Annotated in this window: 22 protein-coding genes and 2 pseudogenes; 2 read left to right on the top strand and 22 right to left on the bottom strand. The window is 68.2% G+C overall.

Features of this window, described 5'->3' with window-relative positions; translation table 11 throughout:
- Positions 1–254, bottom strand: a pseudogene (locus tag JWR86_RS07300) (hypothetical protein); the annotation flags it as partial.
- A gap of 88 nt (positions 255–342) precedes the next feature.
- Between JWR86_RS07300 and JWR86_RS07295 the strand changes: the two are divergent.
- Together JWR86_RS07295 and JWR86_RS07290 are read left to right on the top strand one after the other, a co-directional pair.
- Positions 343–996, top strand: a complete 654-nt coding sequence (locus tag JWR86_RS07295; protein WP_299562918.1) for a TIGR00730 family Rossman fold protein — start codon at positions 343–345, stop codon at positions 994–996.
- Positions 997–1,082: 86 nt separating this feature from the next.
- A complete protein-coding gene (locus tag JWR86_RS07290; RefSeq protein WP_299562915.1) occupies positions 1,083–1,556 on the top strand; it encodes a hypothetical protein in 474 nt (157 codons plus the stop codon).
- A 118-nt stretch (positions 1,557–1,674) separates the two neighbouring features.
- Here JWR86_RS07290 and dnaE read toward each other — a convergent pair whose 3' ends face one another.
- From dnaE to JWR86_RS07185, 21 genes and pseudogenes are all read right to left on the bottom strand, one after another.
- Positions 1,675–5,166 carry a DNA polymerase III subunit alpha gene (dnaE, locus tag JWR86_RS07285; protein ID WP_299562912.1) on the bottom strand — a complete coding sequence of 1,164 codons (3,492 nt, stop codon included), beginning with the start codon at positions 5,164–5,166 and terminating at the stop codon, positions 1,675–1,677.
- Positions 5,167–5,310: 144 nt separating this feature from the next.
- Positions 5,311–6,015 (bottom strand): ABC transporter ATP-binding protein, encoded by a 705-nt coding sequence (locus tag JWR86_RS07280; RefSeq protein WP_299562909.1) that lies wholly within the window; start codon positions 6,013–6,015, stop codon positions 5,311–5,313.
- A gap of 4 nt (positions 6,016–6,019) precedes the next feature.
- Positions 6,020–7,303, bottom strand: a complete 1,284-nt coding sequence (locus tag JWR86_RS07275; protein WP_299562906.1) for a lipoprotein-releasing ABC transporter permease subunit — start codon at positions 7,301–7,303, stop codon at positions 6,020–6,022.
- Positions 7,300–8,640 carry a proline--tRNA ligase gene (proS, locus tag JWR86_RS07270; protein ID WP_299562903.1) on the bottom strand — a complete coding sequence of 447 codons (1,341 nt, stop codon included), beginning with the start codon at positions 8,638–8,640 and terminating at the stop codon, positions 7,300–7,302. The genes JWR86_RS07275 and proS overlap by 4 nt, the downstream gene beginning before the upstream one ends.
- Positions 8,641–8,993: 353 nt before the next feature.
- Positions 8,994–9,326: a DUF1467 family protein gene (locus JWR86_RS07265; RefSeq protein WP_299562900.1), complete on the bottom strand. Its 333-nt coding sequence runs from the start codon at positions 9,324–9,326 to the stop codon at positions 8,994–8,996.
- 4 nt (positions 9,327–9,330) lie between these two features.
- On the bottom strand, positions 9,331–9,735 hold the full coding sequence (gene mce, locus JWR86_RS07260) for a methylmalonyl-CoA epimerase (RefSeq protein WP_299562897.1): 405 nt from the start codon (positions 9,733–9,735) through the stop codon (positions 9,331–9,333).
- A 56-nt stretch (positions 9,736–9,791) separates the two neighbouring features.
- Positions 9,792–11,462, bottom strand: a complete 1,671-nt coding sequence (locus JWR86_RS07255; RefSeq protein WP_299562894.1) for a ribonuclease J — start codon at positions 11,460–11,462, stop codon at positions 9,792–9,794.
- Positions 11,459–12,271, bottom strand: a complete 813-nt coding sequence (locus tag JWR86_RS07250) for a biotin--[acetyl-CoA-carboxylase] ligase (protein ID WP_299562891.1) — start codon at positions 12,269–12,271, stop codon at positions 11,459–11,461. Before JWR86_RS07250 ends, JWR86_RS07255 begins: the two co-directional genes overlap by 4 nt.
- Positions 12,272–12,275: 4 nt before the next feature.
- Positions 12,276–13,718 (bottom strand): NADH-quinone oxidoreductase subunit NuoN, encoded by a 1,443-nt coding sequence (gene nuoN, locus JWR86_RS07245; protein ID WP_299562888.1) that lies wholly within the window; start codon positions 13,716–13,718, stop codon positions 12,276–12,278.
- 10 nt (positions 13,719–13,728) lie between these two features.
- A complete protein-coding gene (locus JWR86_RS07240; protein ID WP_299562885.1) occupies positions 13,729–15,243 on the bottom strand; it encodes an NADH-quinone oxidoreductase subunit M in 1,515 nt (504 codons plus the stop codon).
- Between the two features lie 3 nt (positions 15,244–15,246).
- Positions 15,247–17,331: an NADH-quinone oxidoreductase subunit L gene (gene nuoL / locus JWR86_RS07235; RefSeq protein ID WP_299562882.1), complete on the bottom strand. Its 2,085-nt coding sequence runs from the start codon at positions 17,329–17,331 to the stop codon at positions 15,247–15,249.
- Between the two features lie 11 nt (positions 17,332–17,342).
- Positions 17,343–17,651 (bottom strand): NADH-quinone oxidoreductase subunit NuoK, encoded by a 309-nt coding sequence (gene nuoK / locus JWR86_RS07230; protein WP_299562879.1) that lies wholly within the window; start codon positions 17,649–17,651, stop codon positions 17,343–17,345.
- Complete coding sequence (locus JWR86_RS07225; RefSeq protein ID WP_299562876.1) at positions 17,648–18,271, bottom strand: NADH-quinone oxidoreductase subunit J; 624 nt, start codon at positions 18,269–18,271, stop codon at positions 17,648–17,650. Before JWR86_RS07225 ends, nuoK begins: the two co-directional genes overlap by 4 nt.
- A gap of 49 nt (positions 18,272–18,320) precedes the next feature.
- Positions 18,321–18,809 carry an NADH-quinone oxidoreductase subunit NuoI gene (nuoI, locus tag JWR86_RS07220; protein WP_299562873.1) on the bottom strand — a complete coding sequence of 163 codons (489 nt, stop codon included), beginning with the start codon at positions 18,807–18,809 and terminating at the stop codon, positions 18,321–18,323.
- A complete protein-coding gene (nuoH, locus tag JWR86_RS07215; RefSeq protein WP_299562868.1) occupies positions 18,806–19,867 on the bottom strand; it encodes an NADH-quinone oxidoreductase subunit NuoH in 1,062 nt (353 codons plus the stop codon). Before nuoH ends, nuoI begins: the two co-directional genes overlap by 4 nt.
- Before the next feature lie 8 nt (positions 19,868–19,875).
- Positions 19,876–21,972 carry an NADH-quinone oxidoreductase subunit NuoG gene (gene nuoG, locus JWR86_RS07210; RefSeq protein ID WP_299562865.1) on the bottom strand — a complete coding sequence of 699 codons (2,097 nt, stop codon included), beginning with the start codon at positions 21,970–21,972 and terminating at the stop codon, positions 19,876–19,878.
- A gap of 120 nt (positions 21,973–22,092) precedes the next feature.
- Positions 22,093–23,397 (bottom strand): annotated as a pseudogene (gene nuoF / locus JWR86_RS07205) (NADH-quinone oxidoreductase subunit NuoF).
- Between the two features lies 1 nt (position 23,398).
- The gene (gene nuoE / locus JWR86_RS07200) at positions 23,399–24,475 is read right to left on the bottom strand and encodes an NADH-quinone oxidoreductase subunit NuoE (protein ID WP_299562862.1); all 1,077 of its coding nucleotides are present in this window, start codon (positions 24,473–24,475) and stop codon (positions 23,399–23,401) included.
- Positions 24,476–25,780, bottom strand: coding sequence for an NADH-quinone oxidoreductase subunit D (locus JWR86_RS07195; protein ID WP_299562859.1), 1,305 nt, complete (start codon positions 25,778–25,780; stop codon positions 24,476–24,478).
- A 2-nt stretch (positions 25,781–25,782) separates the two neighbouring features.
- Positions 25,783–26,415 (bottom strand): NADH-quinone oxidoreductase subunit C, encoded by a 633-nt coding sequence (locus JWR86_RS07190; protein WP_299562856.1) that lies wholly within the window; start codon positions 26,413–26,415, stop codon positions 25,783–25,785.
- On the bottom strand, positions 26,412–26,866 hold a 455-nt coding region (locus tag JWR86_RS07185; protein WP_299562854.1), incomplete at its 5' end, for an NADH-quinone oxidoreductase subunit B family protein. The genes JWR86_RS07190 and JWR86_RS07185, both read right to left, overlap by 4 nt.

The raw sequence follows: 26,866 nt of genomic DNA, 5'->3' as shown, positions 1-26,866 counted from the left end.
GGGGTCAAAGGAGCCGGGGCGGCGGCGCCCGGATCCACCGGCCGCTCGCCCGGCCGGCTTGGATTGTCAGCCGACGGCGCGTCCACCCGCACCGGCGGTGCGACCGGCGCAGGCGCCGTGACCGGGGCGGGCCCGGGCGCCGGCATGGATGCGGGATCCGGTCGCAGGTAGCGGTAGCCAAACCAGCCGAGGGTTGCGGCGAAGGCGATCACGGCCAAGATGGGGATCGTGAAGCTGACCCGACCGGAACCCATGGAGCGTCGACCCGCCGTGTCATCCGCTGATTAAGGCTGCGGCTATCAAGGTTTACGCGTCCGACAGGCCGGCAACAAGGATGACATCATGCGTAACAACATCCCGGGGGTGGCCTGGGACCCGGTACAGGACAGGCGGGACCACGCGCCGGAGCTGCGCCGAATCTGCGTCTATTGCGGCTCCAGCAACGGGGCCGAGCCGGCTTTCGCCGAGGCTGCGGCCGCCTTCGGGCGAGGGCTCGCCGAGGCTGGGATCGAGCTCGTCTACGGCGGCGGCGATGTCGGCCTGATGGGCGTGGTGGCCCGTTCGGTCCTGCATCATGGCGGCCGGGTCACCGGCATCATCCCGGATTTCCTGCGCCGCCGCGAACAGATGCTCGACGAGGCTCAGGAACTGGTCGTGGTGCCGGACATGCACACCCGCAAGCAGATGATGTTCGACCGTGCGGACGCCTTTGTGGCCCTGCCGGGCGGGGTCGGCACGCTGGAGGAGCTGGTGGAGCAGATGACCTGGGCGCAGCTCGGGCGTCACAGGAAGCCGATCCTGCTGCTCGACGTGAACGGCTTCTGGAAGCCGCTCCTCGTCCTCTTCGCGCATATGCGGCAGCACGGATTCATCCGTCCCGGGCTCGAACTCGGCTACCTCGTGGCGGAGCGGACCGAGGACGTCATCCCCATGATCTCGGACACGATCCGCCGTCGCGGCGGCCAGGACGGCGACTTCCAGGTCGAACGGTTCTAGAGGGTGGCGGTCGACTCCGGAGAGCTGGACAGCCGTCCGTCGTTCTGGTGTCGTCCATCCGCGGGCGGACAGGAGGTTGTGCCGAGATGATGACTTGGAGGAAGGCCGGGATGGCCGGCTGTGCGGCTCTGGCGCTCGCGCTGAGCGCGGACGGAGCCGCCGCGCAGAGGTCGTTGTTCGACACCCCGCTCGAGGCGCCGGCCGGAAGCGCTCGCCCGGCGAGCGCACCGGCTGCGGCCGCGCCTGCGGCCCCGACGGCAGAGGCTCCGGCGGAGACCCGCAAGCCGCGGGCTCGGGCGAAGCCCAGGGGCCCGGTTCCGGCCCGCAGCCTGACGATTCACAATGCGAGCCCGAACACGCTGACCGGGCTGGAGGTCACGGGCGACGGCAAGTCGGCCCGGCTGGCGAAGCCGCTGAAGCCGAAGGGCCGGACCACGCTCCGGCTGCCGGCGCTGAAGACCTGCACGGTGACGATCGCGGCGACGTTCGAGACCGGCGCGCCGGAGCCGAGCGAGCTCGACATCTGCAAGGAAAAGACGATCCGCTTCACCGACAGCTGAAGCAGGACATCTCAGGCGCCGGCGCGACCCCGTCGCGGCGGCGCCACACCGGCGGCGGTCAGCCGGCCGCGCGGCCCGGCCAGGGCGAGTCCCGGCCGCCAGGCGCTCGGGGCCCCGCTCAACTCATCTGCACTTCGATCACGCCCGGCACGGCGCGCAGCGCGCCCGCGATCTGGGCGGAGGCCGGATAGCGGCCCGGCAGCTTGACCTCGACCTCGCGCGCGTCGCCGTCCAAGAGCAGGATCAGCGACACCTCTCCCTCGCCGCGGCCGAAGCCGCCCGGCGCGCGCAGGCGCTCCTGGACGGTGACGAGCGGAGCGGTGTCCCGCAGCACGAGCCGCATGTCATTCCTGTGCCGTGCGAGCGCGTCCTCCAGCGGCTCCGCCGTCTGGATGCGGGCCCTCACCTCCTCGCCTTCGAGCCCAGCCTGGATGGTGAGGAGCAGGTCGCGGCCCGGCTCCAGCAGGTCGCGATAGGTCTGCAATCCCTCCGAGAAGATGATTGCCTCGTAGTGCCCCGTCTGATCCGACAGGTTGACGATGCCCATCTTGGACCCGGTCCGGGTGCGGCGCTCCTGCCGGTCGAGCACGCTCGCGGCGACCCGCCCGACCGCCCCGCCCTGTGAACGGGCCGTCCGGCAGAACTCGACCCAGGTTTGGACGCGGAGCTTGCGCAGAAGATCGCCGTATTCGTCGAGCGGATGGCCGGACAGGAAGAAGCCGACGGCCTCGTATTCCTTGCGCAGCCGCTCCGAGGCCGGCCAGGCGGCATAGGGCGGCACGCGCAGCTCGATCGCCGTGTCGGTGAGCCCACCGAACATGTCGAGGGCGCCGCCGGCCTCGGCCTCGAGGGAGCGCTGGGCCAGCGTGAGCATCCCGTCGATGGCCGCGATGGCGCGGGCGCGGTCACGCTCGATCTCGTCCAGCGCCCCGGCCGCGACCAGGCTCTCCAGGGTGCGCTTGTTGAGCTGGCGCGGGTTGATGCGCTGCGCCAGGTCGGTGAGGCCGACGAAGCGTCGTTCGCCCCTGGCGGCGACCAGCGCCTCCACGGCGGAGCGACCCACCCCCTTGATGGCGGCCAGCGCGTAGCGGATCGCAGCGCCGCCCTCGGCCTGGGGCTCCACCGCAAAGACCACGCCGGACCGGTTGATGGAGGGCGGCTCGACCCGGATGCCGAGGCGCTGGGCCTCGCGGCGGAATTCCCCGAGCTTGTCGGTGTTGTCGAGGTCGAGCGTCATGGACGCGGCCAGGAACTCGACCGGGAAGTTCGCCTTCAGATAGGCCGTCTGATAGGCGATCAGCGCGTAGGCGGCCGCGTGGCTCTTGTTGAAGCCGTAATCGGCGAACTTGGCCAGGAGGTCGAAGATCGTGTCGGCGTCCTGCTCCGCGATGTCCCGCTCGACGCAGCCCTTCACGAAGATGGCCCGCTGGGCGTCCATCTCGGCCTTGATCTTCTTGCCCATGGCGCGGCGCAGAAGGTCGGCGTCCCCGAGCGAGTAGCCGGCCAGGAGCTTGGCCACCTCCATTACCTGCTCCTGGTAGACGATGATGCCGAAGGTCTCGCGCAGGATCGGCGCCAGCTTCGGGTGCGGATACCAGGTGATTTCGGGCTGCGGGTCCTTGCCGAGCTTGCGGGCGCAATAGACCGGGATGTTGGCCATCGGGCCCGGCCGGTACAGCGCGACCAGCGCGATCAGGTCCTCGAACCGATCGGCCTCCATCTCGCAGAGCGCCTTGCGCATGCCGGCCGATTCCACCTGGAACACGCCGACCGTCTCGCCCCGACCCAGCATCGCGTAGGTCTTGGGGTCGTCGAGCGGCAAGGCTTCAAGGTCGACCTCTCCGCCCCGCTCGCGGATCAGCTCCACGGCCCGCTTGAGGACGGTCAGCGTCTTCAGGCCGAGGAAGTCGAACTTCACGAGCCCGGCCGGCTCGACCCATTTCATGTTGAACTGGGTCACCCGCATCCCGGTCTTCGGGTCGCGGTAGATGGGCACCAGCTCCTGCAGCGGCCGGTCGCCGATGACCACGCCGGCGGCGTGGGTCGAGGCGTGGCGGTGCAGCCCTTCGAGCTTCCGGGCGATGGCCAGCATGCGGCCGACCACGGGCTCCTCGGCCGCGGCCGTCTGCAATTTCGGCTCGCCCTCGATCGCCTGCTGCAGGGTGACCGGGTTGGCCGGGTTCTGCGGCACGAGCTTGGTGAGCTTGTCGACCTGCCCGTAGGGCATTTCGAGCACGCGCCCGACGTCGCGCATGACCCCGCGGGCGAGCAGCGTGCCGAAGGTGATGATCTGGCCGACCTGCTCCTCGCCGTAGCGTTCCTGCACGTAGCGGATGACGCGCTCGCGCCCGTCCACGCAAAAGTCGATGTCGAAATCCGGCATCGAGACGCGTTCGGGGTTCAGGAAGCGCTCGAACAGGAGGCCGAACCGGAGCGGGTCGAGGTCGGTGATCGTCAGCGCGTAGGCGGCGAGCGACCCGGCACCGGAGCCACGGCCCGGGCCGACCGGGATGTCGTGCTCCTTGGCCCATTTGATGAAGTCCGCGACGATCAGGAAGTAGCCCGGGAACTTCATCCGGGTGATCACGTCGAGCTCGTAGGCGAGCCGCTCGCGATAGGTTTCCGCGTCCAGGCCGGGCGCCGGGCCGTGCGCGGCGAGCCTCGCCTCCAACCCGGCTTCGGCCTGCTGCCGCAGCTCGGCCGCCTCGTCCAGCGCGCCCTCGCTGCGCCCCGTGCCGAAGCTCGGCAGGATGGGTTTGCGGGTGCGGACCCGGAAGGCGCAGCGCATCGCGATCTCGACGGACGCGCCGAGCGCGTCGGGGAGATCTGCGAAGAGGGCCTTCATCTCGGCCCGCGTCTTGAAGCGATGCTCCGGCGACACCCGGCGCCGGTTCTCGTCCGAGACGAGGCGGCCCTCGGCGATGGCGAGCAGCGCGTCGTGCGATTCGTAGTCGTCCGCCCGGGCGTAGAAGGGCTCGTTGGTGGCCACCACGGGCAGGCCGCGGCTCTCGGCCAGATCCAGCAACTCGGCCTCGACGGCCCGGCCATCCTCCTCGCCGTGGCGCTGCAGCTCCACATACAGCCGGTCGTCGAAGGCGGCTTCGAGCGCGGCGAGCCTGCGCCGGGCGAGATCCGGCTGCCCGTTGCGGACGGCGGTGTCGAGGGGGCCCGCGCGGCCGCCGGTCAGCGCAATCAGCCCCTCGGAGCGCGCCGCCAGGGTCGCGGCCAAGACGCGCGGCGGCTCCCCGAGCGGCACGTCGAAATAGGCCCCGCTCGCGAGGCGCATCAGGTTGAGGTAGCCCTCCTCGCTCTTGGCCAGGAGCACGATGTCGCTCCAGCGCACAGCGCCCGGGCGGGCATTCGGCTCCGGCTCCTCGAAGGCGACCGAGAGCTGGATGCCGGCGATCGGCTGGATCCCCTTGCCGGCGAGCTTCTCGGAAAATTCGAGCGCCCCGAAGAGGTTGTTCGTGTCCGTGAGTGCAAGAGCGGGCTGCTCGTCCGCATAGGCGAGGTCGGCCAACGTGCCGATCTTCATCGCCCCTTCCAGGAGCGAATAGGACGAGTGGACATGGAGGTGGACGAAGCCCACGTCGCGGAGAATGCGGCTCATCGTGGTTCCGACCGGGTTGCGGATCGAGGCCGAGGGCTGGCTCCAGACCTCGGCTCCGGCGCGAGCCCTAGATTTTCAGATGGAGCCCCAGCCTGTCCACGCGTCCGAGCCGGGAACTCACAGCTTGAGCGACGCAGCCGCGGCTCAGTCGAGTTCCACGATCATCCCGGCCTTGAGCGTCAGCCGCCGGTCCATACGGGCCGCGAGGTCGAGATTGTGGGTCGCGATCAGGGCGGCGAGGCGCGAGGCCCGCACCAGCGACACGAGCGTGGAAAACACATGCGCCGCGGTCTGCGGGTCGAGATTGCCCGTCGGCTCGTCGGCCAAGAGAAGCCGCGGCGCATTGGCGACGGCGCGGGCGATGGCGACCCGCTGCTGCTCGCCGCCAGACAATTCTCCCGGCCGATTGGCGAGCCGTTCACCGAGGCCCAGGAAGGTGAGCAGCTCGTTCGCTCGCCGGGTCGCCTCGACCCGGCCGAGCCCGCGAATCATCTGCGGCATGACCACGTTCTCGGCCGCCGAGAATTCCGGCAGCAGATAGTGGAACTGGTAGACGAAGCCGATCTCCTCGCGCCGCGTACGGGTGCGCTCACCGTCGTTCATCGCACTCGTAGGCTTGCCGCCGACGATCACCTCGCCGCCATCCGGCCGCTCCAGCAGGCCGGCGACGTGGAGCAGGGTCGACTTGCCCGTTCCGGAGGGCGCGACGAGCGCCACCATCTCGCCCGGACGGATCTCCAGATCGGTGCCGCGCAGGATCTCGAGAAACCCCTCCCCCTGGGGATAGCGACGCTCGACCGCCGCGAGCCTGAGCGCCGGCTCCATGCCGGGTTCTGCTGCCTGGGCCATGTCGCTAGCCGTAGCGCAGGGCTTGGACGGGATCGAGCCGGGCAGCCCGCCAGGACGGATACAGCGTCGCCAGCAGCGACAGCGTCATGGCCAGGGCAACCACGGTGGCGACCTCGCGGCCGTTCACGTCGGCCGGCAGGCGCGACAGGAAATACAGCTCGGCCGGAAACAGATTCGCACCGGTGAGCCGCGACAGGCCCTGGCGGATCGTTTCGATGTTCAGGGCGAAGACGAGCCCGAGCAGGAAACCCGCGATGGTGCCGACCACGCCGATCGAGGCGCCCGTAACCAGGAAGATCCGCATGATGGCGCCGCGCGTCGCCCCCATGGTGCGCAGGATGGCGATGTCGGACGACTTGTCCTTCACCAGCATGATCAGGCCGGAGACGATGTTCAGCGCCGCCACCAGCACGATCAGGGTCAGGATCAGGAACATGACGTTGCGCTCGACCTCGAGGGCCGAGAAGAACGTCCGGTTGCGCTGTCGCCAGTCCTGCATGACAATCGGTCGCTCGGCGGCCTGCTCGATGGCCGAGCGGGCCTCGTCGACCTTGTCGGCGTCGTCGAGGAACACCTCGATCACGCTGACGTCGCCCTCGCGGTTGAAGAAGGCCTGGGCCTCCGCCATCGGCAGGTAGACGAAGGTGGCGTCGAATTCGGACATGCCGATCTCGAACACCGCGGTCACTGGATAGGCCTTGATCCGGGGCGTCATCCCGAACGGCGTCTGGGCGCCACGCGGGGTGATCAGCGACACCGTATCGCCCACCTGCACGCCAAGGCCCTCGGCCACGCGGCGCCCGAGGGCGATGCCGCCGGACGTGGAGAAGTTCTCGATCGAGCCTTGCTTGACGTTGCCGGCGATGCCCGGAATGCGGCCGATATCCTCGCCGCGCACGCCCCGCACCAGCACGCCCGAGCCGCCGGCAGCCGCGGACACGAAGGCCTGCCCCTCCACCAGCGGCACGGCGTGCCGGATGCCGTAGAGCTTGGACAGCCGGTCCGAGACCTCGACGTAATCGGTCAGCGGCTGCTCGATCGCGGAGACGAAGATGTGCCCGTTGATGCCGACGATCTTCTCCAGCAGCTCCTTGCGGAAGCCGTTCATCACCGACAGCACGATGATCAGAGTCGCGACCCCGAGCATGATGCCGAGAAAGGAGAAGAGCGCGATGACGGAGACGAAGCCCTCGCGCCGCCGGGTGCGCAGGTAGCGCCCGGCCAGCATCCATTCGAACGGGGCGAACGGCATCGTGCCGCCCCCGCTGGCGCCCCTGGCAAGCTTCATGCGGGGGTGATCGCGCCAGCCCGAAGGCGCTCGCCTAGGTTTTCAAGCGGCAGCGTTTCCCGCGCGCCGGTGGCGCGGCGCTTCAGCTCGACCTTGCCCTCGGCCAGGCTCTTCGGTCCCACCACCACCTGCCACGGCAGGCCGATCAGGTCCGCGGTGGCGAACTTGGCCCCCGGCCGGTCGTCACGATCGTCGTGCAACACCGAGAGGCCCTGGGCTTCCATCTCGCGCTCGATCCGGTCGCAGGCGACGTCCGTGGCGGGGTCGCCCGGCCGCAGGTTCAGCAGAGCGACGTCGTAGGGTGCGACCGAATCCGGCCAGATGATCCCGGCCTCGTCATGCGAGGCCTCGATGATGGCGGCGACGAGCCGGCTCGGGCCGATACCGTAAGACCCCATCTGCACGTCGCGCATCTCGCCGTCGGGCCCGGCCACCCGGGCGCCCATCGGAGCCGAGTACTTCGTGCCGAAGAAGAAAATATGGCCGACCTCGATGCCTCTGGCCGAGACCTGATCCGCGGCCGCAATTTCGCCGAAGCCCACGGCGTCGTGCATTTCGGAGGTCGCCGCGTAGCGCGCCGTCCAGCGGTCCACCGTCGCCTGGAGCGCGGCGGCATCCTGGAAGTCGGTGGTCGCAGGCGGGGTGTCCATGTCGAGATAGGCGCGGTGACAGAACACCTCGCTTTCGCCCGTCTCGGCCAGGATGATGAACTCGTGGCTGAGGTCCCCGCCGATCGGGCCCGTATCGGCCCGCATGGGGATCGCCTTCAGGCCCATCCGGGCGAAGGTGCGCAGATAGGCCACGAACATCCGGTTGTAGGCAGTCCGCGCGCTCGCCTCGTCCAGATCGAAGGAATACGCGTCCTTCATCAGGAACTCGCGCCCGCGCATCACGCCGAAGCGCGGCCTCACCTCGTCGCGGAATTTCCACTGGAGGTGGTAGAGGTTGAGCGGCAAGTCGCGGTACGACTTCACGTAAGTCCGGAAGATGTCGGTGACCATCTCCTCGTTGGTCGGCCCGTACAGAATCTCGCGCTCGTGCCGGTCGGTGATGCGCAGCATCTCCTTGCCGTAGGCCTCGTAGCGGCCGGATTCGCGCCAGAGATCGGCCGATTGAATGGTCGGCATCAGGATCTCGATGGCTCCCGAGCGGTCCTGCTCCTGCCGGACGATCTCTTCGATCCGGCGCAGCACGCGCAGGCCGAGCGGCAGCCAGGAATAGATCCCCGCTGATTGCTGCCGGATCATGCCCGCCCGCAGCATCAGCTTGTGGGAGACGATCTCCGCTTCGCGGGGCACCTCGCGCAGGATCGGGACGAAAGAACGGGACAGCCGCATGGTTTGGTCGGAATGAAGGGGGGAGGGTCGAAGCGGCTCGGTGAAGCCCTTCGGGCGTCGGAGGCTATCCGACCATTCCCCCGGAAAGGCAAGCCGACGGAGCCGGCGGGAGGCGCGGATCACCTCCCCGCAAACAGATCAGACGAAAGTATGACATCGCCTGAAAACGCGTGACAGGCGAAATCTTCTCGCCTACACGAACTTGAGCGCAGCCCCTGAGAGATGCGCCGGGTCCAGGTCTCGGGAGGGATCTTTACAGCCTCAATCCGCATCTGCGGTGGCAAGCAATGCCGGGCAATCGACGATCTGCCGTAAGGCAAAAAGCAAGGCTGCGGCCTTGCTTTTTTGTTGGCCTAGAGACCCGTCAAGGGCAGCGCGACCGCTGCAGCGATGAACACGATCGCCGAGGCGAGCGACGTCCAGATCGCCCGCTGCCGGAGCGCCGGCGCTGCCGGAGCGCCCGGTTCCGTTCCTGTCGTAATCTCGCCGGCCTCGGCCTGGCTCCGCATTCCGACCGGCAGCACGGCGAACAGCGTGATCCACCACGTCACAAAATAAAGCCCCGTCGCGCCTGCGATGGTGAGGTCCAGGCTCCAGCCGGCCAGCACGGCCGCGGCCGCGATGCCGATCGTGGCCAGAATCGTCGTCCAGAGCGAGCGCGCCAGAATATCGATCAGAGCGATCATCGCCTCACGCCTGCTCGAGTTCCACGAGGGTTCCCAGGAAGTCTTTGGGATGCAGGAACAGGACCGGCTTGCCATGGGCACCGGTCTTGGGCTCCGGCGAACCCAGGATGCGCGCGCCCTGCGCCAGCAGCCGGTCGCGAGCGGCCCGGATATCCTCGACCTCGTAGCACAGGTGGTGGACGCCGCCGCCGGGATTGCGATCCAGGAAGGCGCGGATCGGGGACCCCTCCCCGAGCGGTTCCAGGAACTCGATCTTGGTGTTGGGCAGCGTGACGAACACCACCGTCACGCCGTGCTCCGGGTGGGGTTGCGGCTCGGTCACCTCGGCCCCGAGCGCGGTCCGATAAACGGCCGTCGCGCCCGCCAGGTCCGGCACCGCGATCGCGACGTGATTGAGGCGGCCGATCATGTCATCCTTCCGGGCGTGGCATCCGCGCCGTCGCCGCGCAGCGGCCAGACGGCACCCTATACGTCGAGCACCATGACGTGGCAGGCGGGCTTCTTGCCCCAGGCCTGCCGCAGCGCGCTCCGCAGCGCGCGCCCCACCGCCTCCTCGACGGCATCCGGGTCGCGGCGCTTGGCGCGCGGCAGGGTCCGCAGCACCTCGTCGATGGTGTCGTCGATCAGATCGGCCAGCAGCTCGCCCGAGCGCGTGAGTTGCGGCAACCCCATCTGCTCGACGGCCGGGTCGCCCACGAGCTCGCCCGCCTTGTCCATGGCGAGCGCCACCGACACGATGCCCGCGAAGGCGAGCTTGCGCCGCTCGGAGATGCCACGATCGTTGGCCGGTACGACGATGTCGCCATCGCGATAGAGCCGGCTCGCCGGCACCTGTTCGATGATCTCGGCCCGGCCCGGGGCAAGTCGAACAAGCGTACCGTTGCGGGCGCGCACGACCTCCGGCACGCCTTGGGCGCGCGCGAAATCGGCGTGTTCGGCGAGATGCAGGTCCTCGCCATGCGCCGGCACGGCGATGCGCGGCCGGGTCCATTCGTACATCTGCCGCATCTCGCCGCGCCGGGGATGGCCGGAGACGTGAACCAGGTCGTGCCGGTCGGTGACGATGTCGATGCCGCGCCGCACGAGCGCGTTGACGATGCCGTTCACGGCGTTCTCGTTGCCCGGAATGGTGCGGGACGAGAAGATGACGCGGTCCCCGGCAGCCAGGGTGATGTCGGGATGCTGGTCCGCCGCGATGCGGGCGAGCGCGGCCCGGGGCTCGCCCTGAGAGCCGGTCAGGAGGGCGACCACCTTATCCCGCGGCAGGTAGCTGTAGGCCTGCGGCGGGCTGAACTCGGGCAGGCCGTCGAGATAGCCGAGTTCGCGCGCCACCTGGCCCACGCGGTCCATGGCGCGGCCGATCACGACCACCTCGCGGCGTGCGGCCTGCGCAGCTTCGGCCACCGCTCGGATGCGAGCGACGTTGGATGCGAAGGTCGTCACCGCCACGCGGTGGGGCGAGGCGGCGATGATCTTGCGCAGGGTTTCCGCGACCGCGCTTTCCGGCGGGCTCTCGCCATCGCGCACGACGTTGGTGGAATCGGCAACGAGCGCCAGGACGCCTTCGTCCCCGAGTGCCTGGAACGCGGCAGCCGAGGTGTTGCCGCCGAGATGGGGGGACGAGTCGATCTTCCAGTCGCCAGTATGGACCACGAGCCCGTGCGGCGTGCGGATGGCGAGCGCGTTGGATTCCGGAATGGAATGGGAGACCGGAACGTAGTCGATCTCGAACGGGCCGAGCTTGAAGCGCTGACCCGGCACGACCTCCTTCAGCGGGATCTTCGGTGCGCCGGGCTCGGACAGCTTGCGCACCTCGATCAGCGAGAGCGCGAAACGCGTCGCGTAAACGGGAACGCGCAACTTAGGCCAGCTCTCGACCAGCGCCCCGATATGGTCTTCGTGCGCATGCGTGATGAGGATCGCGAGCAGATCCTCCTTGCGCCGCTCGATGAAGGACAGGTCGGGATACATGACGTCGACGCCGGGCAGGTGCTCCTCGCCGGCGAAGCCCATCCCGCAATCCACGAGAATCCACTTTTTTCGCTTCTTCGGCCCGAAGCCGTAGAGCGCGGCATTCATCCCGATCTCCCCGAGGCCGCCGAGCGGCAGGAAGACGAGTTCGTCTGAATCGTTCATGGTTGGGCTCCCGCCCGTTCGGTGGCGGTCGTGCCAAAATGGACTTCGCCCGCGTTGACCCGGCGCGGCGACCCGTCATGAGCCCGCAGCACCAGCTGCCCGTGCTCGTCGATGGTTTCAAAGACGCCGCGCGTCACGGCGGCGCCCGTGCGGACCGCGACCGCCCCGCCGACCCCCGTTGCCCGCCCGAGCCACTCCGCCCGGACCCTGTCGAAGCCCCTGCCCTCGGCCCAGTCGGCATGGGCGGCAAGCCAGGTTTCGGAGAGTGCCGTGAAGAGCGACGCAGCGTCGACATGATACCCGAGATCGCGCAGGGACGCGGTGGCATAGGGCAGCCCGGCGGGCGCGGACGCCACGTTCAGGCCGATTCCCACCACCACGGCGCGGCGGCCATGGACCTCCTCGGTCTGAAGGAGGATTCCGGCGAGCTTGGCCCCGCCGGCCAGGACGTCGTTCGGCCATTTGAGCTGAAAGCCCGCGCCGAGCGCCGGCCTCGCACGGGCGCTCGGACAGCACCTGTCCAGCGCCCGGAGAACTGCGACCCCGGCAACGAATCCGAGCTGCGCGACCAGCATGGCCGGCAGCTCCGTCGTCAGCAGCAGGCTGGCGGCGAGGTTGCCCGAGGGCGATTGCCAGGACGACCCACGGCGACCCCGACCCGCGCTCTGCCGGCCGGCGACGATCCAGAGCGGCCCCGCCTCTCCGGCGGCGGCCCGCGTCAGCGCCTCGGTGCTGGTGGATCCGATCTCCTCGAACGCGGCCAGCCGATATCCGGCCCTCTCCGCGGGCGGTGCGAGGGAAACCTCCATCCCGTCAGTTGAACAGCGACCGGGCCGCGCTCTCGGCGGAGGACACGAGGGGCGCCGGAATCATCCAAAACAGGACCACGACCACGCTGCAGGCGATCAGCACAGCCTGGGGGCCGTCCGGCAGCCGCTCGAAGGCAGGGCGCGGGGCGTCGAAATACATGATCTTCACAATGCGGATATAATAATACGCGCCGACCACGCTGGTCACCACGCCAATCACGGCGAGAACAAACAGATTCGCCTGGATCGCTGCAGCGAACACGTAGAACTTGGCGAAGAAGCCCGCAAGCGGCGGGATGCCGGCGAGCGAGAACAGCATCATGGCGAGCGCGAAGGCGCGCCAGGGATGCGTCTGAGCCGCCCCCGATAGGTCGTCGATGCCTTCGACATAGGTGTCGCCGCGCCGCATGCCAAGGATCACCGCGAAGGCGCCGAGGGTCATGGCGAGGTAGATCGCCATGTAGACGATGATGCCCTGGATACCCTCGGGCGTTCCGGCCGCGAGCCCGATCAGCGCGTAGCCGATGTTGCCGATGGAGGAATAGGCCATCAGGCGCTTGATGTTGGTCTGGCCGATCGCCGCGAACGAGCCGATCAGCATCGACAGGATCGCCACGAACACGATGATCTGCTGCCAGGACTCGGCCACGGACGGGAAGCCACCGATGAAGACCCGGACGGCGAGCGCGATCGCGGCGACCTTCTGGGCGGAGGCCAGGAAGGCGGTCACCGGCGTCGGCGCGCCTTCATAGACGTCGGGCGTCCACATGTGGAACGGCGCGGCTGCGAGCTTGAAGGCGATGCCGGCGGCCAGGAACACGAGGCCGAGGGTGAGACCGATCGGAGCCTGGCCCTGGACGCTCGCGGCGATGGCCGGCAACGAGACCGTCCCGGTGAAGCCGTAGACCAGCGAGGCGCCGTAAAGCAGCATCCCGGATGAGAGCGCGCCGAGGACGAAATATTTCAGCCCCGCCTCGGACGACCGCACGTTGTCGCGGTGGATGGCGCAGATCACGTAGGCGGCAAGGCTCTGCAGCTCGAGCCCCAGATAGAGCGCGATGAGGTCATTCGCCGAAATCATCATCATCGAGCCCGTGGTCGAGAGCAGGATGAGGAGCGGGTATTCGAACCGGGCGAAGCGCTGGCGCTCCATGAAATCGGAGGAGAGCGCGATGGTGGCGGCAGCCGCCAGCAGCACCAGCGCCTTCATGTAGCGGGCAAAATCGTCGGAGATGTAGGAGCCGCCGAAGGTCGTGACGCGGGTTCGCGGCGTGATGCCGACCGCCACGAGCGCGAGCAGGATCACCACGAAAGCGCCGGTGCCCACGATCACCGTGGAGCGTTCGCCCCGGTAGGCGCCGACCAGGGTCAGGGCCAGCGCGCCGAGGGCCAGAATGATCTCGGGGAGCGCCGGCCAGAAGCCGGTCGCCATGAAGGTGGTGCTCATGTGGGGTCCGTCAGCGCAGGCCGGGGGCGGCGGCCGTCTTCACGGTCGCAAGGGCGGCCTCTACGCTCCGGATGAGCGCCTCCGTCGGGGCCGCGAAGGTGTCGAGGATCTGGCCGGGCGCAACGCCGTACCAGATCACCAGCGCCACGAGAGGCGCGAGGGTGAGGATCTCGCGCCGGTCGAGATCGGCGATGCCCTGCAGCGAGGGCTTCTCGAGCTTGCCGTACACGACCCGGGCGTAGAGCCAGAGCGCGTAGCCGGCCGACAGGATGACGCCGAAGGCCGCAAAGAAGCCCACCCAGGGGTTCGACCGGAACGCCCCCATCATGGTCAGGAACTCGCCGACGAAGCCCGAGGTGCCCGGCAGCCCGACATTGCCCATGGTGAGGATCAGGAACGCCACCGCGTAGAGCGGCATGCGGTTCACGAGGCCGCCATAGGCGGCGATCTCGCGGGTGTGCATGCGGTCGTAGACCACGCCGACGCAGAGGAAGAGCGCGCCCGAGACCAGGCCGTGGCTGACCATCTGGAACATCGCGCCCTGGATGCCCTGCGGGTTGAGCGTGAAGATCCCCATGGTCACGAAGCCCATATGGGCGACAGACGAATAGGCGATCAGCTTCTTCATGTCCTCCTGCATCAGGGCGACGAGGGAGGTGTAGATGATCGCCACGACCGACAGCGCGTAGACGAGCGGCTGGAACAGCAGCGACGCGTCCGGGAACATCGGCAGCGAGAAGCGGATAAAGCCGTAGCCGCCCATCTTCAACAGAATGCCGGCCAGGATCACCGAGCCCGCGGTCGGTGCCTCGACATGCGCGTCCGGCAGCCAGGTGTGGACGGGCCACATCGGCATCTTCACGGCCAGCGAGGCAAAGAAGGCAAGCCAGAGCCAGGTCTGCATGGAGGCCGGGAACCGGTGCTGCAGCAGCGTCTGGATGTCCGTCGTGCCGGCGTGCCAATACATCGCGATGATCGCGAGCAGCATCAGAACCGAGCCGAGCAGGGTGTAGAGGAAGAACTTGAACGACGCGTAGATGCGCCGCTTCCCGCCCCAGATGCCGATAATCAGGAACATCGGGATCAGGCCGGCTTCGAAGAACAGGTAGAACAGCACGAGGTCGCCGGCTGCGAAGACCCCGATCATGGTGGTCTCGAGCACCAGGAAGGCGACGTAATAGGCCTTCACCCGGGTCTCGATCACCTCCCAGGACGCCAGGATGCAGAAGGGCATCAGAAACGTCGTGAGCAGGATGAACGGCATCGAGAAGCCGTCCACCGTCAGCTTGAAGCGGATCGTCTCGGCCAGCCAGCGGTGGCTTTCCGTGAGCTGGAAGGCCGCGGTGGAGGGGTCGAAGCGCGACCAGGCCCACAGCGACAGGAGGAACGTCACGACCGTGGTCGCGAGCGCGGCCGAGCGGGCGTTCGACCGCACGTCGCGGTCGTCGCCGCCCAGGGTCAGGATGAAGGCCGCGCCGACCAGCGGCACGATGAGAAGACCGGCCAGGATGCCGAGCGAGAACATGGCTCAGTGTCCCCCGGAGGTGCCGACAACGAGATACCAACTGATCAGCGCCGCAACGCCGATCAGCATGACGAAGGCATAGTGGTAGACGTAGCCGGTCTGCAGCCGCACGACCCCGCGGGTCACGTCGAACACCCGGGCGGAGACGCCGTCGGGGCCAAGGCCGTCGATCACCGCGCCGTCACCCTTCTTCCAGAGGAAGCGGCCGAGCCACTTCGCCCCGCGCACGAAGACGACGTCGTAGATCTCGTCGAAGTACCACTTGTTGAGCAGGAACCGGTACAGGATCGGGTGCTGCGCGGCGAGGCGGGCAGCCGAGCCCGGGCGGCGCAGATACATCCAGAACGCCAGCACGAAGCCGAGCGTCAGCATCACGAACGGCGACCACGCCACCCAGGCCGGGACATGGTGGATCTCGTCCAGGATCTTGAGCTGGCTCGGGGCGAGCGAGCCCTTCCAGAACTGCTCCGCGCCGTGGCCGATGAAGCGGCCGCTGAACACGATGCCGGCCAGCAGAGCGCCGACCGCCAGGATGGCCAGCGGCACGGTCATGATCAGCGGGCTCTCATGCGGCTGGAGCGGGCCGTGGTGGCCGTGTTCGAGGTCGGAATGCGAGGCCGGCTCAATGTCGTGACCCTTGTTGTCGTGGGCCACGCCTTCGTGGTGGCCGGGGGCGCCGTCGGCCAGGTGGGACCCGGCGGCGGCGTGCGCGTGGGCATGCGCGTGACCGTGCGAACCATCCCAGCGTGCCGGACCCTCGAAGGTCATGAAGAACAGGCGCCAGGAATAGAAGGACGTCATGAAGGCCGCAGCCACCGTCAGCACAAAGGCGAGCGCATGGCCCGGCCGGTCCGACATGAAGGCCGCCTCGATGATGGCGTCCTTCGAGTAGTAGCCCGCCGTGAACGGGAAGCCGATCAGCGCCAGCGTGCCGATGGTCATGACGGCGGCCGTGAACGGGATGCGGCTCCGCAGCGCGCCCATGTTCCGCATGTCCTGCTCGTGGTGCATCGCGTGGATGACGGAGCCAGCGCCGAGGAACAGCAGCGCCTTGAAGAAGGCATGCGTGAACAGGTGGAAGATGCCGGCCCCGTAGGCGCCGACACCGAGCGCCACGAACATGTAGCCGAGCTGCGAGCAGGTCGAATACGCGATGACCCGCTTGATGTCGTTCTGCACCAGCCCGACCGTCGCGGCGAAGAACGCCGTGATCGCCCCGACCACCGTCACGACCACGAGCGCGGTCGGCGCCGCGTCGAACAGCGGCGACAGCCTGGCCACCATGAACACGCCGGCCGTCACCATGGTCGCGGCATGGATGAGGGCCGACACGGGCGTCGGGCCTTCCATCGCGTCCGGCAACCAGGTGTGCAGCAGGAACTGGGCTGACTTGCCCATGGCGCCCATGAACAGCAGCAGGCAGGCCAGCGTCAGCGCGTGCCACTCGTAGCCGAGGAAGCGGAACGTGGCGTTCGCAAACTCGCCGACGCGCGGGAAGATCTCGTCGTAGACGGTCGACCCGAACAGCACGAAGACCAGAAAGATGCCGAGCGCGAAGCCGAAATCGCCGACGCGGTTGACGATGAAGGCCTTCATGGCCGCGGCGTTGGCCGAGGGCTTCTCGTACCAGAAACCGATCAGCAGATAGCTCGCGAGGCCGACGCCCTCCCAGCCGAAGAACATCTGGACGAGGTTGTCCGACGTCACCAGCATCAGCATGGCGAAGGTGAACAGCGACAGGTAGGCGAAGAACCGCGGCCGGTGCGGATCCTCGTGCATGTAGCCGATGGAATAGGCGTGAACGAGCGCCGACACCGTGTTCACCACGACCAGCATCACGACCGTGAGCGTGTCGATGCGCAGCGCCCAGTCGACCACGAGCCCGCCCGAGGCGAACCAGGTGGCGACCTGCACGCGGGTCGCGCCGGAGCCGTAGCCGACCTGAAAGAAGGCGACCCAGGACAGAAGGGCCGAGACGACAAGGAGCCCGGTCGTGACGAGCTCGCTCGGCCGCGGTCCGATGACACGGCCGAACAGGCCGGCGATCAGGAAGCCGAGAAGGGGAAGGAAGACGATGAGGTGGTACATGGGACCGCCGGCTAGCCCCGCATCATGTTGACGTCTTCCACCGCGATCGAGCCGCGGTTGCGATAGAAGACGACCAGGATGGCGAGCCCGATCGCCGCTTCCGCCGCCGCGACCGTCAGGATGAAGAGAGCGAACACCTGCCCGACGATGTCGTTGAGGTGGGTCGAGAACGCGACCAGGTTGATGTTCACCGCGAGCAGCATGAGCTCGATCGACATCAGGATGACGATCACGTTCTTGCGGTTCAGGAAGATGCCCAGCACACCGAGCGTGAACAGGATGGCCGCGACCGTCAGGAAGTGTCCGAGCCCGATCGTCACGACACCTCCTCCGGCAGGCCCCGGCCGGACGGCACGGACCGCATTTCCACGGCTTCCTCAGGCGTGCGGGCAACCTGCACGGCGATGATCTGGCGCCGCACGCCGACCCGGTCGCGCAGCGTCAACACGATGGCGCCGATCATGGCCACCAGCAGGATCAGGCCCGACGCCTGGAAGAAATAGGCGTAGCGCGTGTAGAGCACCCGCCCGATCGCTTCCGTGTTGGTGAGCGCCTCGACGGTCGGGCTGCCGGCCAGCGGCAGCTGCAGGGCGGTGGGGCTGACCGTCCAGGTCGAGACCACGAGCACGAGCTCGACCAGGAAGATGAGCCCGATCAGGGCTCCGACGGGCAGGTAGTTGAGATAACCCTGCCTGAGCTCGGCGAAATCCACGTCGAGCATCATCACGACGAACAGGAACAGCACCGCGACCGCGCCCACGTAGACGACCACCAGGATCATCGCCAGGAACTCGGCCCCCATCAGCAGGAAGAGCCCCGCCGCGTTCACGAAGGCGAGGATCAGGTACAGCACCGAATGGACGGGGTTGCGGGCCGCGATCACCATGAAGGCGGACGCGACGGTGACCGTCGAGAAGAGGTAGAAGAAGAGGGCGGTCATGGGACTCGGGCGTCTATAGGCCGCGGCATGGCGGGGCGAAAGCGGCGCCTCACCGGTAAGGCGCGTCGGCGGCGAGGTTCTGGGCGATCACCCGCTCCCAGCGGGCGCCGTTATCGAGCAGCTTCTGCTTGTCGTAGAGCAGCTCCTCGCGCGTCTCGGTCGCGAATTCGAAATTCGGACCCTCGACGATCGCATCCACCGGGCACGCCTCCTGGCAGAAGCCGCAATAGATGCACTTCACCATGTCGATGTCGTAGCGCGTGGTCCGCCGCGTGCCGTCATTGCGGCGCGGCCCGGCCTCGATGGTGATGGCCTGGGCCGGGCAGATCGCCTCGCACAGCTTGCAGGCGATGCAGCGCTCCTCGCCGTTGGGGTAGCGGCGGAGGGCATGCTCGCCCCGAAAGCGGGGCGACAGGTGGTTCTTCTCGAACGGGTAGTTGATCGTCGCCTTCGGCTTGAAGAAGTATTTCATCGACAGGACGAAGGCGCCGACGAACTCCTTCAGGAGCAGCGAGGTGGCGGCCTGGGTGACGTTCATCGGACGACTCCCTCCGTGGCGACGGGCCGGACGGCCTCGGGCCCGCGCGGGGCGAGATCCGTCACCTTGAGGACAAAAGCGACGATCACGACCATGGCGAGCGAGAGCGGCAGGAACACCTTCCAGCCGAGCCGCATGAGCTGATCGTAGCGGTAGCGCGGCACGAACGCCTTCACCATGGCGATCATGAAAAACAGGAACGAGGCCTTGAGCACGAACCAGACCACGCCCGGCACCCAGGTGAAGGGCGCGAACGGGATGGGGGACAGCCAGCCGCCCAGGAACAGGATCGTGCCGAGCGCGCACATCAGCATGATGGCCACGTACTCGCCGAGCATGAAGAGCAGGAACGGCGTCGAGGAATACTCGACCATGTAGCCGGCCACGAGCTCGGATTCGGCCTCCGGCAGGTCGAAGGGCGGGCGGTTCGTCTCGGCCATGGCCGAGATGAAGAACACCACGAACATCGGAAACAGCCACAGCCAGTACCAGCCGAAGATGCCGTACTGGTTCTGCGCTTCGACGATCCGGGTCAGGTTGAGCGAGCCGGCGCACATCAGCACCGTGATGATCACGAAGCCGATCGAGACCTCGTAGGATACCATCTGGGCGGCCGACCTGAGGGCGCCGAGGAAGGGGTATTTCGAGTTCGAGGCCCAGCCGCCCATGATCACGCCGTAGACCCCGAGCGACGAGATCGCGAAAATGTAGAGCACGCCGACATTGATGTCGGCGACCGCCCAGCCGGCGGAGAGCGGGATCACGGCCCAGGCCGAGAGGGACAGCACCGCGAAAACGAGCGGCGCCAGCAGGAACACGCCCTTGTTCGCCGAAGCCGGGATGATCGGCTCCTTGACGAAGAACTTGGTCAGGTCGGCGAAGCTCTGCAGCAGGCCCCAGGGGCCGACCACGTTCGGCCCGCGCCGGAGCTGTACGGCCGCCCAGATCTTGCGGTCGGCGTAGAGCGCGAACGCAATGAACACGAGCAGGCAGACGAGCAGGACGACGCTCTTCAGCGCCGCCAGCCCGACGGCGAGGAGGATGTCGGTGGTGGACATGCCGGCTCCTACTCCGCCGCCTGCAGGGCCGGCGTCGCCGTCTGCAGCGCCGAGCATTCCGCCATCACGCGCGAGGCGCGGGCGATCGGGTTGGTCAGGAAGAAGTCGCGCACAGGCGAGCGGAACGGCTCACGGCCCGAGCCGGCGCCTCCCCCGGCACCGAGCCCGGCCCAGGCCGACAGCGCGGCGGCGCCGTCGGCGGGCGCGATCTCGTCCAACCGCGCGAGGTGCGGATGCGCGGCGTAGAGGTCACGCCGCAGCGCCGGCAGATTGTCGAAGGGCAGGCGCTGCCCGAGATGGTCGGAGAGGGCTCGCAGGATCGCCCAATCCTCGCGCGCGTCGCCCGGCGGGAACACGGCTCGGCCGGTCTGTTGCACCCGGCCTTCGGTGTTCACGTAGGTGCCGGACTTCTCCGTATAGGCAGCCCCCGGCAGGATCACGTCCGCCCGGTGGGCGCCGCGGTCGCCATGCGTGCCCTGGTAGATCACGAAGGCCCCGGGCGCGATCTCGATCTCGTCCGCGCCGAGGTTGAACAGCACGTCGAGCGCGCCAGCTTCGGCCATGGCCGGAGCCGTCATGCCGCCCTCCCCCGGCACGAAGCCGATGTCGAGCGCGCCGACCCGCGACGCGGCGCCGTGCAGCACGGCCAGGCCGTTCCAGCCGCCGGCCACCGCACCGATGCTTCCGGCGAGACCCGACAGGGCGGCCAGGATCGCCGCGCCGTCGGCCCGGGCGGTCGCGCCGGGGCCGAGCACGACCAGGGGCCGCTCGGCCCGCTTCAGCACATCCAGGAAGTCGAGACGGCCGGCCGCGAGCTCATCGAGGCTGTCCGGACCTGCGCCGAGATGGGCGTGGTCATAGGTGAGGTCCACCCGCTGGCCGATCACGCCCACCGGCAGCGGTGCCATGCGCCAGCGCTTGCGGATGCGGGCGTTGACGATGGACGCTTCCAGCCGCGGGTTCGACCCGACGATCAGGATGGCGTCCGCGTCCTCGATCCCGGCAATGCTGGGATTGAACAGGTAGGAGGCCCGGCCATGCGCCGGGTGGAGCACGGAGCCGTCCTGGCGCGCGTCGATGTTGGGCGAGCCGAGCGCCTGGATCAGCAGCTTCAGCGCCCACATCTCTTCCACGGCCGCGAGGTCGCCGGCGATCGCCCCGATCCGTGCGGGAGCCGCCGCCTTCACGCGGGCCGCGATGGCGGCGAACGCCTCCGCCCAGCTCGCCGGCCGAAGACGTCCGTCTTCGCGCAGAAACGGCCGATCCAGCCGCTGCAAGCGGAGACCGTCCACGTGCTGGCGGGTCTTGTCGGAGATCCACTCCTCGTTGATGCCCTCGTGCACCCGGGGCAGCACGCGCATCACCTCGCGGCCGCGCGAATCGACCCGGATGTTGGACCCGACCGCGTCCATGACGTCGACAGAGGCGGTCTTGCTCAGCTCCCAGGGCCGCAGGTTGAAGGCCTGCGGCTTGTGGGTCAGCGCGCCGACGGGGCAGAGGTCGGCCACGTTGGCCTGCAGTTCCGAGCCCATCGCGTGTTCGAGATAGGTCGTGATCTCCATGTCCTCGCCGCGCCCGGTGGCGCCGAGGTCAGGCACGCCCGCGACCTCGGCCACGAAGCGGATGCAGCGCGTGCAATGGATGCAGCGGTTCATCGACGTCTTGACGAGCGGGCCGATATACTTGTCGTGCACCGCGCGCTTGTTCTCGTGGAAGCGCGTGGTGTCGACCCCGTAGGCCATGGCCTGGTCCTGGAGGTCGCATTCGCCGCCCTGGTCGCAGATCGGGCAATCGAGCGGGTGGTTGATGAGGAGAAACTCCATCACCCCCTCGCGCGCCTTCTTCACCATCGGCGACTTGGTGGACACGGTCGGCGGCTCGCCGTTCGGGCCCGGACGGCAATCGCGCACGCCCCAGGCGCAGGACGCGACGGGCTTCGGCGCGCCCTTCAGCTCCACGAGGCACATGCGGCAATTGCCGGCGATCGACAGCCGCTCGTGGAAACAGAAGCGCGGGATCTCGGCCCCGGCGGCCTCGCAGGCCTGCAGCAGGGTGAAATCCGGCGGGACATCGACTTCGATGCCGTCGACGACGAGCTTGGTCACGGCATTCTCTCCAGGCGCTCCACCCGTGCGATCAGACGCGTTCCGGCCGCCTGCGGCCGCCCAACGCGCATCGCAGCGGCCAGCCTCAGGGCCACGTCGTCCGGCTCCCTAGCCACGGCGCTACTCCGCCGCCATGAGCACGGGCTCGGAATGCGGGTTGCCGCTGTACTGGTCGATCCGCTTCTCGATCTCGCCCCGGAAGTGGCGGATGAGGCCCTGGATCGGCCACGCGGCAGCGTCGCCGAGCGCGCAGATGGTGTGCCCCTCGATCTGGGTCGTGACCTCGAGCAGCATGTCGATCTCGCGCTTCTGCGCCCGGCCCTCGGCCATGCGCGACAGCACGCGCCACATCCAGCCCGGGCCCTCGCGGCACGGCGTGCACTGGCCGCAGCTCTCGTGCTTGTAGAAATACGAGATGCGGGCGATCGCCCGGACGATGTCGGTGGACTTGTCCAGCACGATCACGGCCGCCGTGCCGAGGCCCGACTTCAGGTTCCGGAGCGTGTCGAAATCCATCGGCGCGTCGATGATCTGCTCGGCCGGCACCAGCGGCACCGACGAGCCGCCCGGGATCGAGCAGAGCAGGTTGTCCCAGCCGCCCCGCATGCCGCCGCAATGCCGGTCGATCAGCTCGCGGAAGGGGATCCCCATCTCCTCCTCGACGTTGCAGGGCTTGTTGACGTGCCCCGAGACGCAGAAGAGCTTGGTGCCGGTGTTGTTCTTGGTGCCGAGCCCCGCGAACCAGGCGGCGCCGCGCCGCAGGATCGTGCCCGCGACGGCGATCGACTCGACGTTGTTCACCGTCGTCGGGCAGCCATAGAGGCCCATATTGGCCGGGAACGGCGGCTTCAGCCGCGGCATGCCCTTCTTGCCCTCGAGGCTCTCGAGCAGCGCCGTCTCTTCGCCGCAGATATACGCGCCGGCGCCATGGTGGACGTAGATGTCGAACGGGTAGCCGTGGACGTTGTCCTTGCCGACGAGCCTCGCCGCGTAGGCCTCGTCCACCGCGCGCTGCAGCGCCTCGCGCTCGGCGATGTATTCGCCCCGGATGTAGACTTAGCAGGCATGGGCCCGCATCGCGAAGGACGCGATCATGCAGCCTTCGATCAGGAGATGCGGATCGTGCCGCATGATCTCCCGGTCCTTGCAGGTGCCCGGCTCGGACTCGTCGGCGTTGACGACGAGGTAATGGGGCCGGTCCGTGACCTGCTTCGGCATGAAGGACCACTTGAGCCCGGTCGGGAAGCCGGCGCCGCCGCGGCCGCGCAGGCCCGAGGCCTTCATCTCGTCGATGATCCAGTCGATCCCCTGATCGAGCAGGAACTTGGTGCCATCCCACGCCCCGCGCCGGCGCGCGGCATCGAGCCCCGGCGAGTGCAGGCCGTAAAGGTTGGTGAAGATGCGGTCGCGATCTGCGAGCGCCATGTCAGCGGCCCTCCTTGGGCGCCACGCCGGGCGAGGCGTTCGGATCGGCGCCGACCGGCTTCGTGTCGGAGCCGTCCCGCCGCCCCGGCCCGCCCTGCCCCGGAGCACCGGAGATCGGAGTGGTGCCGAGGGAGCCGGCGGCAACGCGGCCGTCCTCGGGTTTCGACGGGGTCGCCACGTAGGACTTGCTGCTCTGGGGCGGCTGCGCCGGCGCGGGCGGGGCCGGATCCACGACGCTGGTCTTGCCAGGATCGGAGGCCTGCGCCTGCTCGGCCGGCTTGATCGGCGCTTCGCCGTTCTGAGCCCTCTGGGCGGGCGCGTCCGCAACCGGTCGCTCGATGGCCCGGCCGGCATCCGGCTTGGCGGCCTTGGGGTCGCCAGGACCGCTCGCGTCCCGGGCGCCGTCCGCCGGAACCGCACTGGCCGCCGCGTCGAAGCGCTTGCGCCAGCCGCCGACCAGGGAGCCATCGAACAGCGCCGGATCCTGCAGCGTCTTCACCGCGTCGAGCGGCTCCGACGAGCGGCGTCCGTTCTGCGGTCCGGGCTTCACGGTCCGACCCTCGGCCAGATCGGCCAGCAGGCCGATCAGGAGGTCGGGCGTCAGGTCCTCGTAGTAATCGTCGTTGATCTGCACCATGGGCGCGTTGCAGCAGGCGCCGAGGCACTCGACTTCCAGCCAGGAGAAGTTGCCGTCCGGCGTCACATGCTGCTGGTCGCCGACCTTTTCGAGCAGCACCTGCTTGAGGTCCAGAGCACCCTTCACGTGGCACGGAACCGTGCCGCAGAGCTGGATGAACCAGCGCCCGACCGGCTCCAGATTGAACATGGTGTAGAAGGTCGCGACCTCCATCACTCGGATGATCGGCATGCCGAGCCGCGCAGCCACGGCCTCGATGGCCGGCTTCGGCAGCCACCCGTCATGCTGCTTCTGGGCCTGCCAGAGTGCCGGGATCACCGCCGAGGCCTGCCGACCGTCGGGATATTTGGCAACCTGGGCGGCGAGCCAGCGCTCGTTCTCCTCCGTGAACGCGAAGGTAGCGGGCTGGATCTCGGCCCGGGCGAGACGACGAACGGACATCTAGCGGTCAACCTCGCCGAACACGATGTCGAGGGACCCGAGCACCGCAGAGACATCGGCCAGCATGTGGCCGCGGCACATGAAATCCATCGCCTGGAGATGGGCGAAGCCCGGAGCCCGGATCTTGCACCGATACGGCTTGTTGGTGCCGTCGGACACGAGATAGACGCCGAACTCGCCCTTGGGCGCCTCGACCGCGACATAGACCTCGCCGGCCGGGACGTGGAAGCCCTCGGTGTAGAGCTTGAAGTGGTGGATCAGCGCTTCCATGGAGCGCTTCATCTCGCTCCGCTTCGGGGTCACCATCTTGCCGTCCCGGGTGGAGACGGGCCCCTGCCCTTCGGGCGAGCGCAGCTTGGTGATGCACTGCTTCATGATGCGGACCGATTCCCGCATCTCCAGCATGCGGATCACCTGCCGATCGTAGTTGTCGCAGTTCTTCCCGACCGGGATGTCGAATTCGAGCTCGTCATAGCATTCGTAGGGCTGCGCCCGGCGCAGGTCCCAGGCAGCGCCCGAGCCGCGCACCATCACGCCCGAGAAGCCCCACTTCCAGCACTCCTCGAGGCTCACCACGCCGATGTCGACGTTGCGCTGCTTGAAGATGCGGTTGCCGATGAACAGGGCGTCGAGATCGTCGAGCACCTTGGGGAAGGTCTCGCACCAGGCCTCGATGTCGTTGATCAGCTTCTCGGGCAGGTCCTGGTGGACGCCGCCCGGCCGGAAGTAGTTGGCGTGCATGCGCGAGCCGGAGGCGCGCTCATAGAACACCATCAACTTCTCGCGCTCCTCGAAGCCCCAGAGCGGGGGCGTCAGGGCGCCGACATCCATGGCCTGCGTGGTGACGTTAAGCAGGTGCGACTTGATGCGGCTGATCTCGGCGAAGAGCACGCGGATCAACTGCCCGCGCTTCGGCACGGCGAGACCGGCCAGCTTCTCGATGGCCAGGCAGAAGCCGTGCTCCTGGCTCATCGGCGCGACGTAATCGAGCCGGTCGAAATACGGGATCGCCTGCAGGTAGGTCTTGTACTCGATCAGCTTCTCGGTGCCGCGGTGCAGCAGGCCGATATGCGGATCAACCCGCTCCACGATCTCGCCGTCGAGCTCCAGCACCAGCCGGAGCACGCCGTGCGCGGCCGGGTGCTGTGGCCCGAAATTGATCGAGAAGTTGCGGATGTCGTGCTCTTTGCCGGCGGTCCCGACCGCGGCCGGACCGTCGCGCAGGGCGGCGGTATCCTCCCCGTGCGGCCGGGAATCGAGCAGTTCCTCGCGCTGTGTCGCGAGGCCGGGTTCGTCGAGCGCCATGGTCAAGTCGCCTTCGCGGCCGAGGCGCCTGGAGGCGATCCGGCCGCCTTCTCGTCACCCGGCAGCACGTAATCGGTCCCTTCCCAGGGTGACAGGAAATCGAAGTTGCGGAATTCCTGCTGCAGCTTCACGCGCTCATAGACGACCCGCTTCTGCTGGTCGTCGTAGCGCACCTCGACAAAGCCCGTGAGCGGGAAGTCCTTGCGCAGCGGGTGCCCGTCGAAACCGTAATCGGTGAGGATCCGGCGCAGGTCCGGATGGTTCGCGAACAGGATGCCGTACAGGTCGTAGGCCTCCCGCTCGAACCAATTGGCCGAGGGGAAGACCGGGATGGCGGACGGCACCGGCGTGGTCTCGTCCGTCTCCACCTTGATCCGAATGCGGGTGTTATGGCGCGGCGACAGCAGGTGGTAGACGACGTCGAACCGCTTCTCCCGACCCGGGTAATCCACCCCGCACAGGTCGATGAACGAGATGAAGCGGCACGCGGGATCCTCGCGCAGAAAGGCCAGTACATCGACGATGCGGCTGCGCTCGACGACGATCGTGAGCTCGCCAAACGAGATGGCGCGGCCAGTGACCGCGTCGCCGAGTGCGCCCGCGACGTGATCGGAAAGGGCTTGGAGGTCGGTCACCGCTCGATGGTCCCCGTCCGGCGGATCTTCCGCTGCAGCATCAGCACGCCATAAAGCAGCGCTTCGGCGGTGGGCGGGCAGCCCGGCACATAGATATCCACGGGCACCACCCGGTCGCAGCCGCGCACCACGGCGTAGCTGTAATGGTAGTAGCCGCCGCCATTGGCGCAGGAGCCCATGGAGATGACGTAGCGGGGCTCCGGCATCTGGTCGTAGACCTTGCGCAGAGCGGGGGCCATCTTGTTGGTCAGCGTGCCAGCGACGATCATCACGTCCGATTGCCGCGGCGTCGCGCGAGGCGCGAAACCGAAGCGCTCGGCATCGTAGCGCGGCATGGACATCTGCATCATCTCGACCGCGCAGCAGGCCAGGCCGAAGGTCATCCACATCAGGGAGCCGGTGCGTGCCCAGGTGATGAGGTCGTCCGCGGAGGTGACCAGGAACCCGCGAT

Source organism: Enterovirga sp. (assembly GCF_028290205.1).
Taxonomy (GTDB): domain Bacteria; phylum Pseudomonadota; class Alphaproteobacteria; order Rhizobiales; family Beijerinckiaceae; genus Enterovirga.
Note: the sequence above shows the minus strand (reverse complement) of the source record. Positions and strands in the feature narration are given on the sequence as shown.

Coding starts and splice junctions, on each gene's coding strand:
- JWR86_RS07295 (WP_299562918.1), top strand. CDS start 343: ATGCGTAACAACATCCCGGGGGTGGCCTGGGACCCGGTACAGGACAGG.
- JWR86_RS07290 (WP_299562915.1), top strand. CDS start 1,083: ATGATGACTTGGAGGAAGGCCGGGATGGCCGGCTGTGCGGCTCTGGCG.
- dnaE (WP_299562912.1), bottom strand. CDS start 5,166: ATGAGCCGCATTCTCCGCGACGTGGGCTTCGTCCACCTCCATGTCCAC.
- JWR86_RS07280 (WP_299562909.1), bottom strand. CDS start 6,015: ATGGCCCAGGCAGCAGAACCCGGCATGGAGCCGGCGCTCAGGCTCGCG.
- JWR86_RS07275 (WP_299562906.1), bottom strand. CDS start 7,303: ATGAAGCTTGCCAGGGGCGCCAGCGGGGGCGGCACGATGCCGTTCGCC.
- proS (WP_299562903.1), bottom strand. CDS start 8,640: ATGCGGCTGTCCCGTTCTTTCGTCCCGATCCTGCGCGAGGTGCCCCGC.
- JWR86_RS07265 (WP_299562900.1), bottom strand. CDS start 9,326: ATGATCGCTCTGATCGATATTCTGGCGCGCTCGCTCTGGACGACGATT.
- mce (WP_299562897.1), bottom strand. CDS start 9,735: ATGATCGGCCGCCTCAATCACGTCGCGATCGCGGTGCCGGACCTGGCG.
- JWR86_RS07255 (WP_299562894.1), bottom strand. CDS start 11,462: ATGAACGATTCAGACGAACTCGTCTTCCTGCCGCTCGGCGGCCTCGGG.
- JWR86_RS07250 (WP_299562891.1), bottom strand. CDS start 12,271: ATGGAGGTTTCCCTCGCACCGCCCGCGGAGAGGGCCGGATATCGGCTG.
- nuoN (WP_299562888.1), bottom strand. CDS start 13,718: ATGAGCACCACCTTCATGGCGACCGGCTTCTGGCCGGCGCTCCCCGAG.
- JWR86_RS07240 (WP_299562885.1), bottom strand. CDS start 15,243: ATGTTCTCGCTCGGCATCCTGGCCGGTCTTCTCATCGTGCCGCTGGTC.
- nuoL (WP_299562882.1), bottom strand. CDS start 17,331: ATGTACCACCTCATCGTCTTCCTTCCCCTTCTCGGCTTCCTGATCGCC.
- JWR86_RS07225 (WP_299562876.1), bottom strand. CDS start 18,271: ATGACCGCCCTCTTCTTCTACCTCTTCTCGACGGTCACCGTCGCGTCC.
- nuoI (WP_299562873.1), bottom strand. CDS start 18,809: ATGAACGTCACCCAGGCCGCCACCTCGCTGCTCCTGAAGGAGTTCGTC.
- nuoH (WP_299562868.1), bottom strand. CDS start 19,867: ATGTCCACCACCGACATCCTCCTCGCCGTCGGGCTGGCGGCGCTGAAG.
- nuoE (WP_299562862.1), bottom strand. CDS start 24,475: ATGTCCGTTCGTCGTCTCGCCCGGGCCGAGATCCAGCCCGCTACCTTC.
- JWR86_RS07195 (WP_299562859.1), bottom strand. CDS start 25,780: ATGGCGCTCGACGAACCCGGCCTCGCGACACAGCGCGAGGAACTGCTC.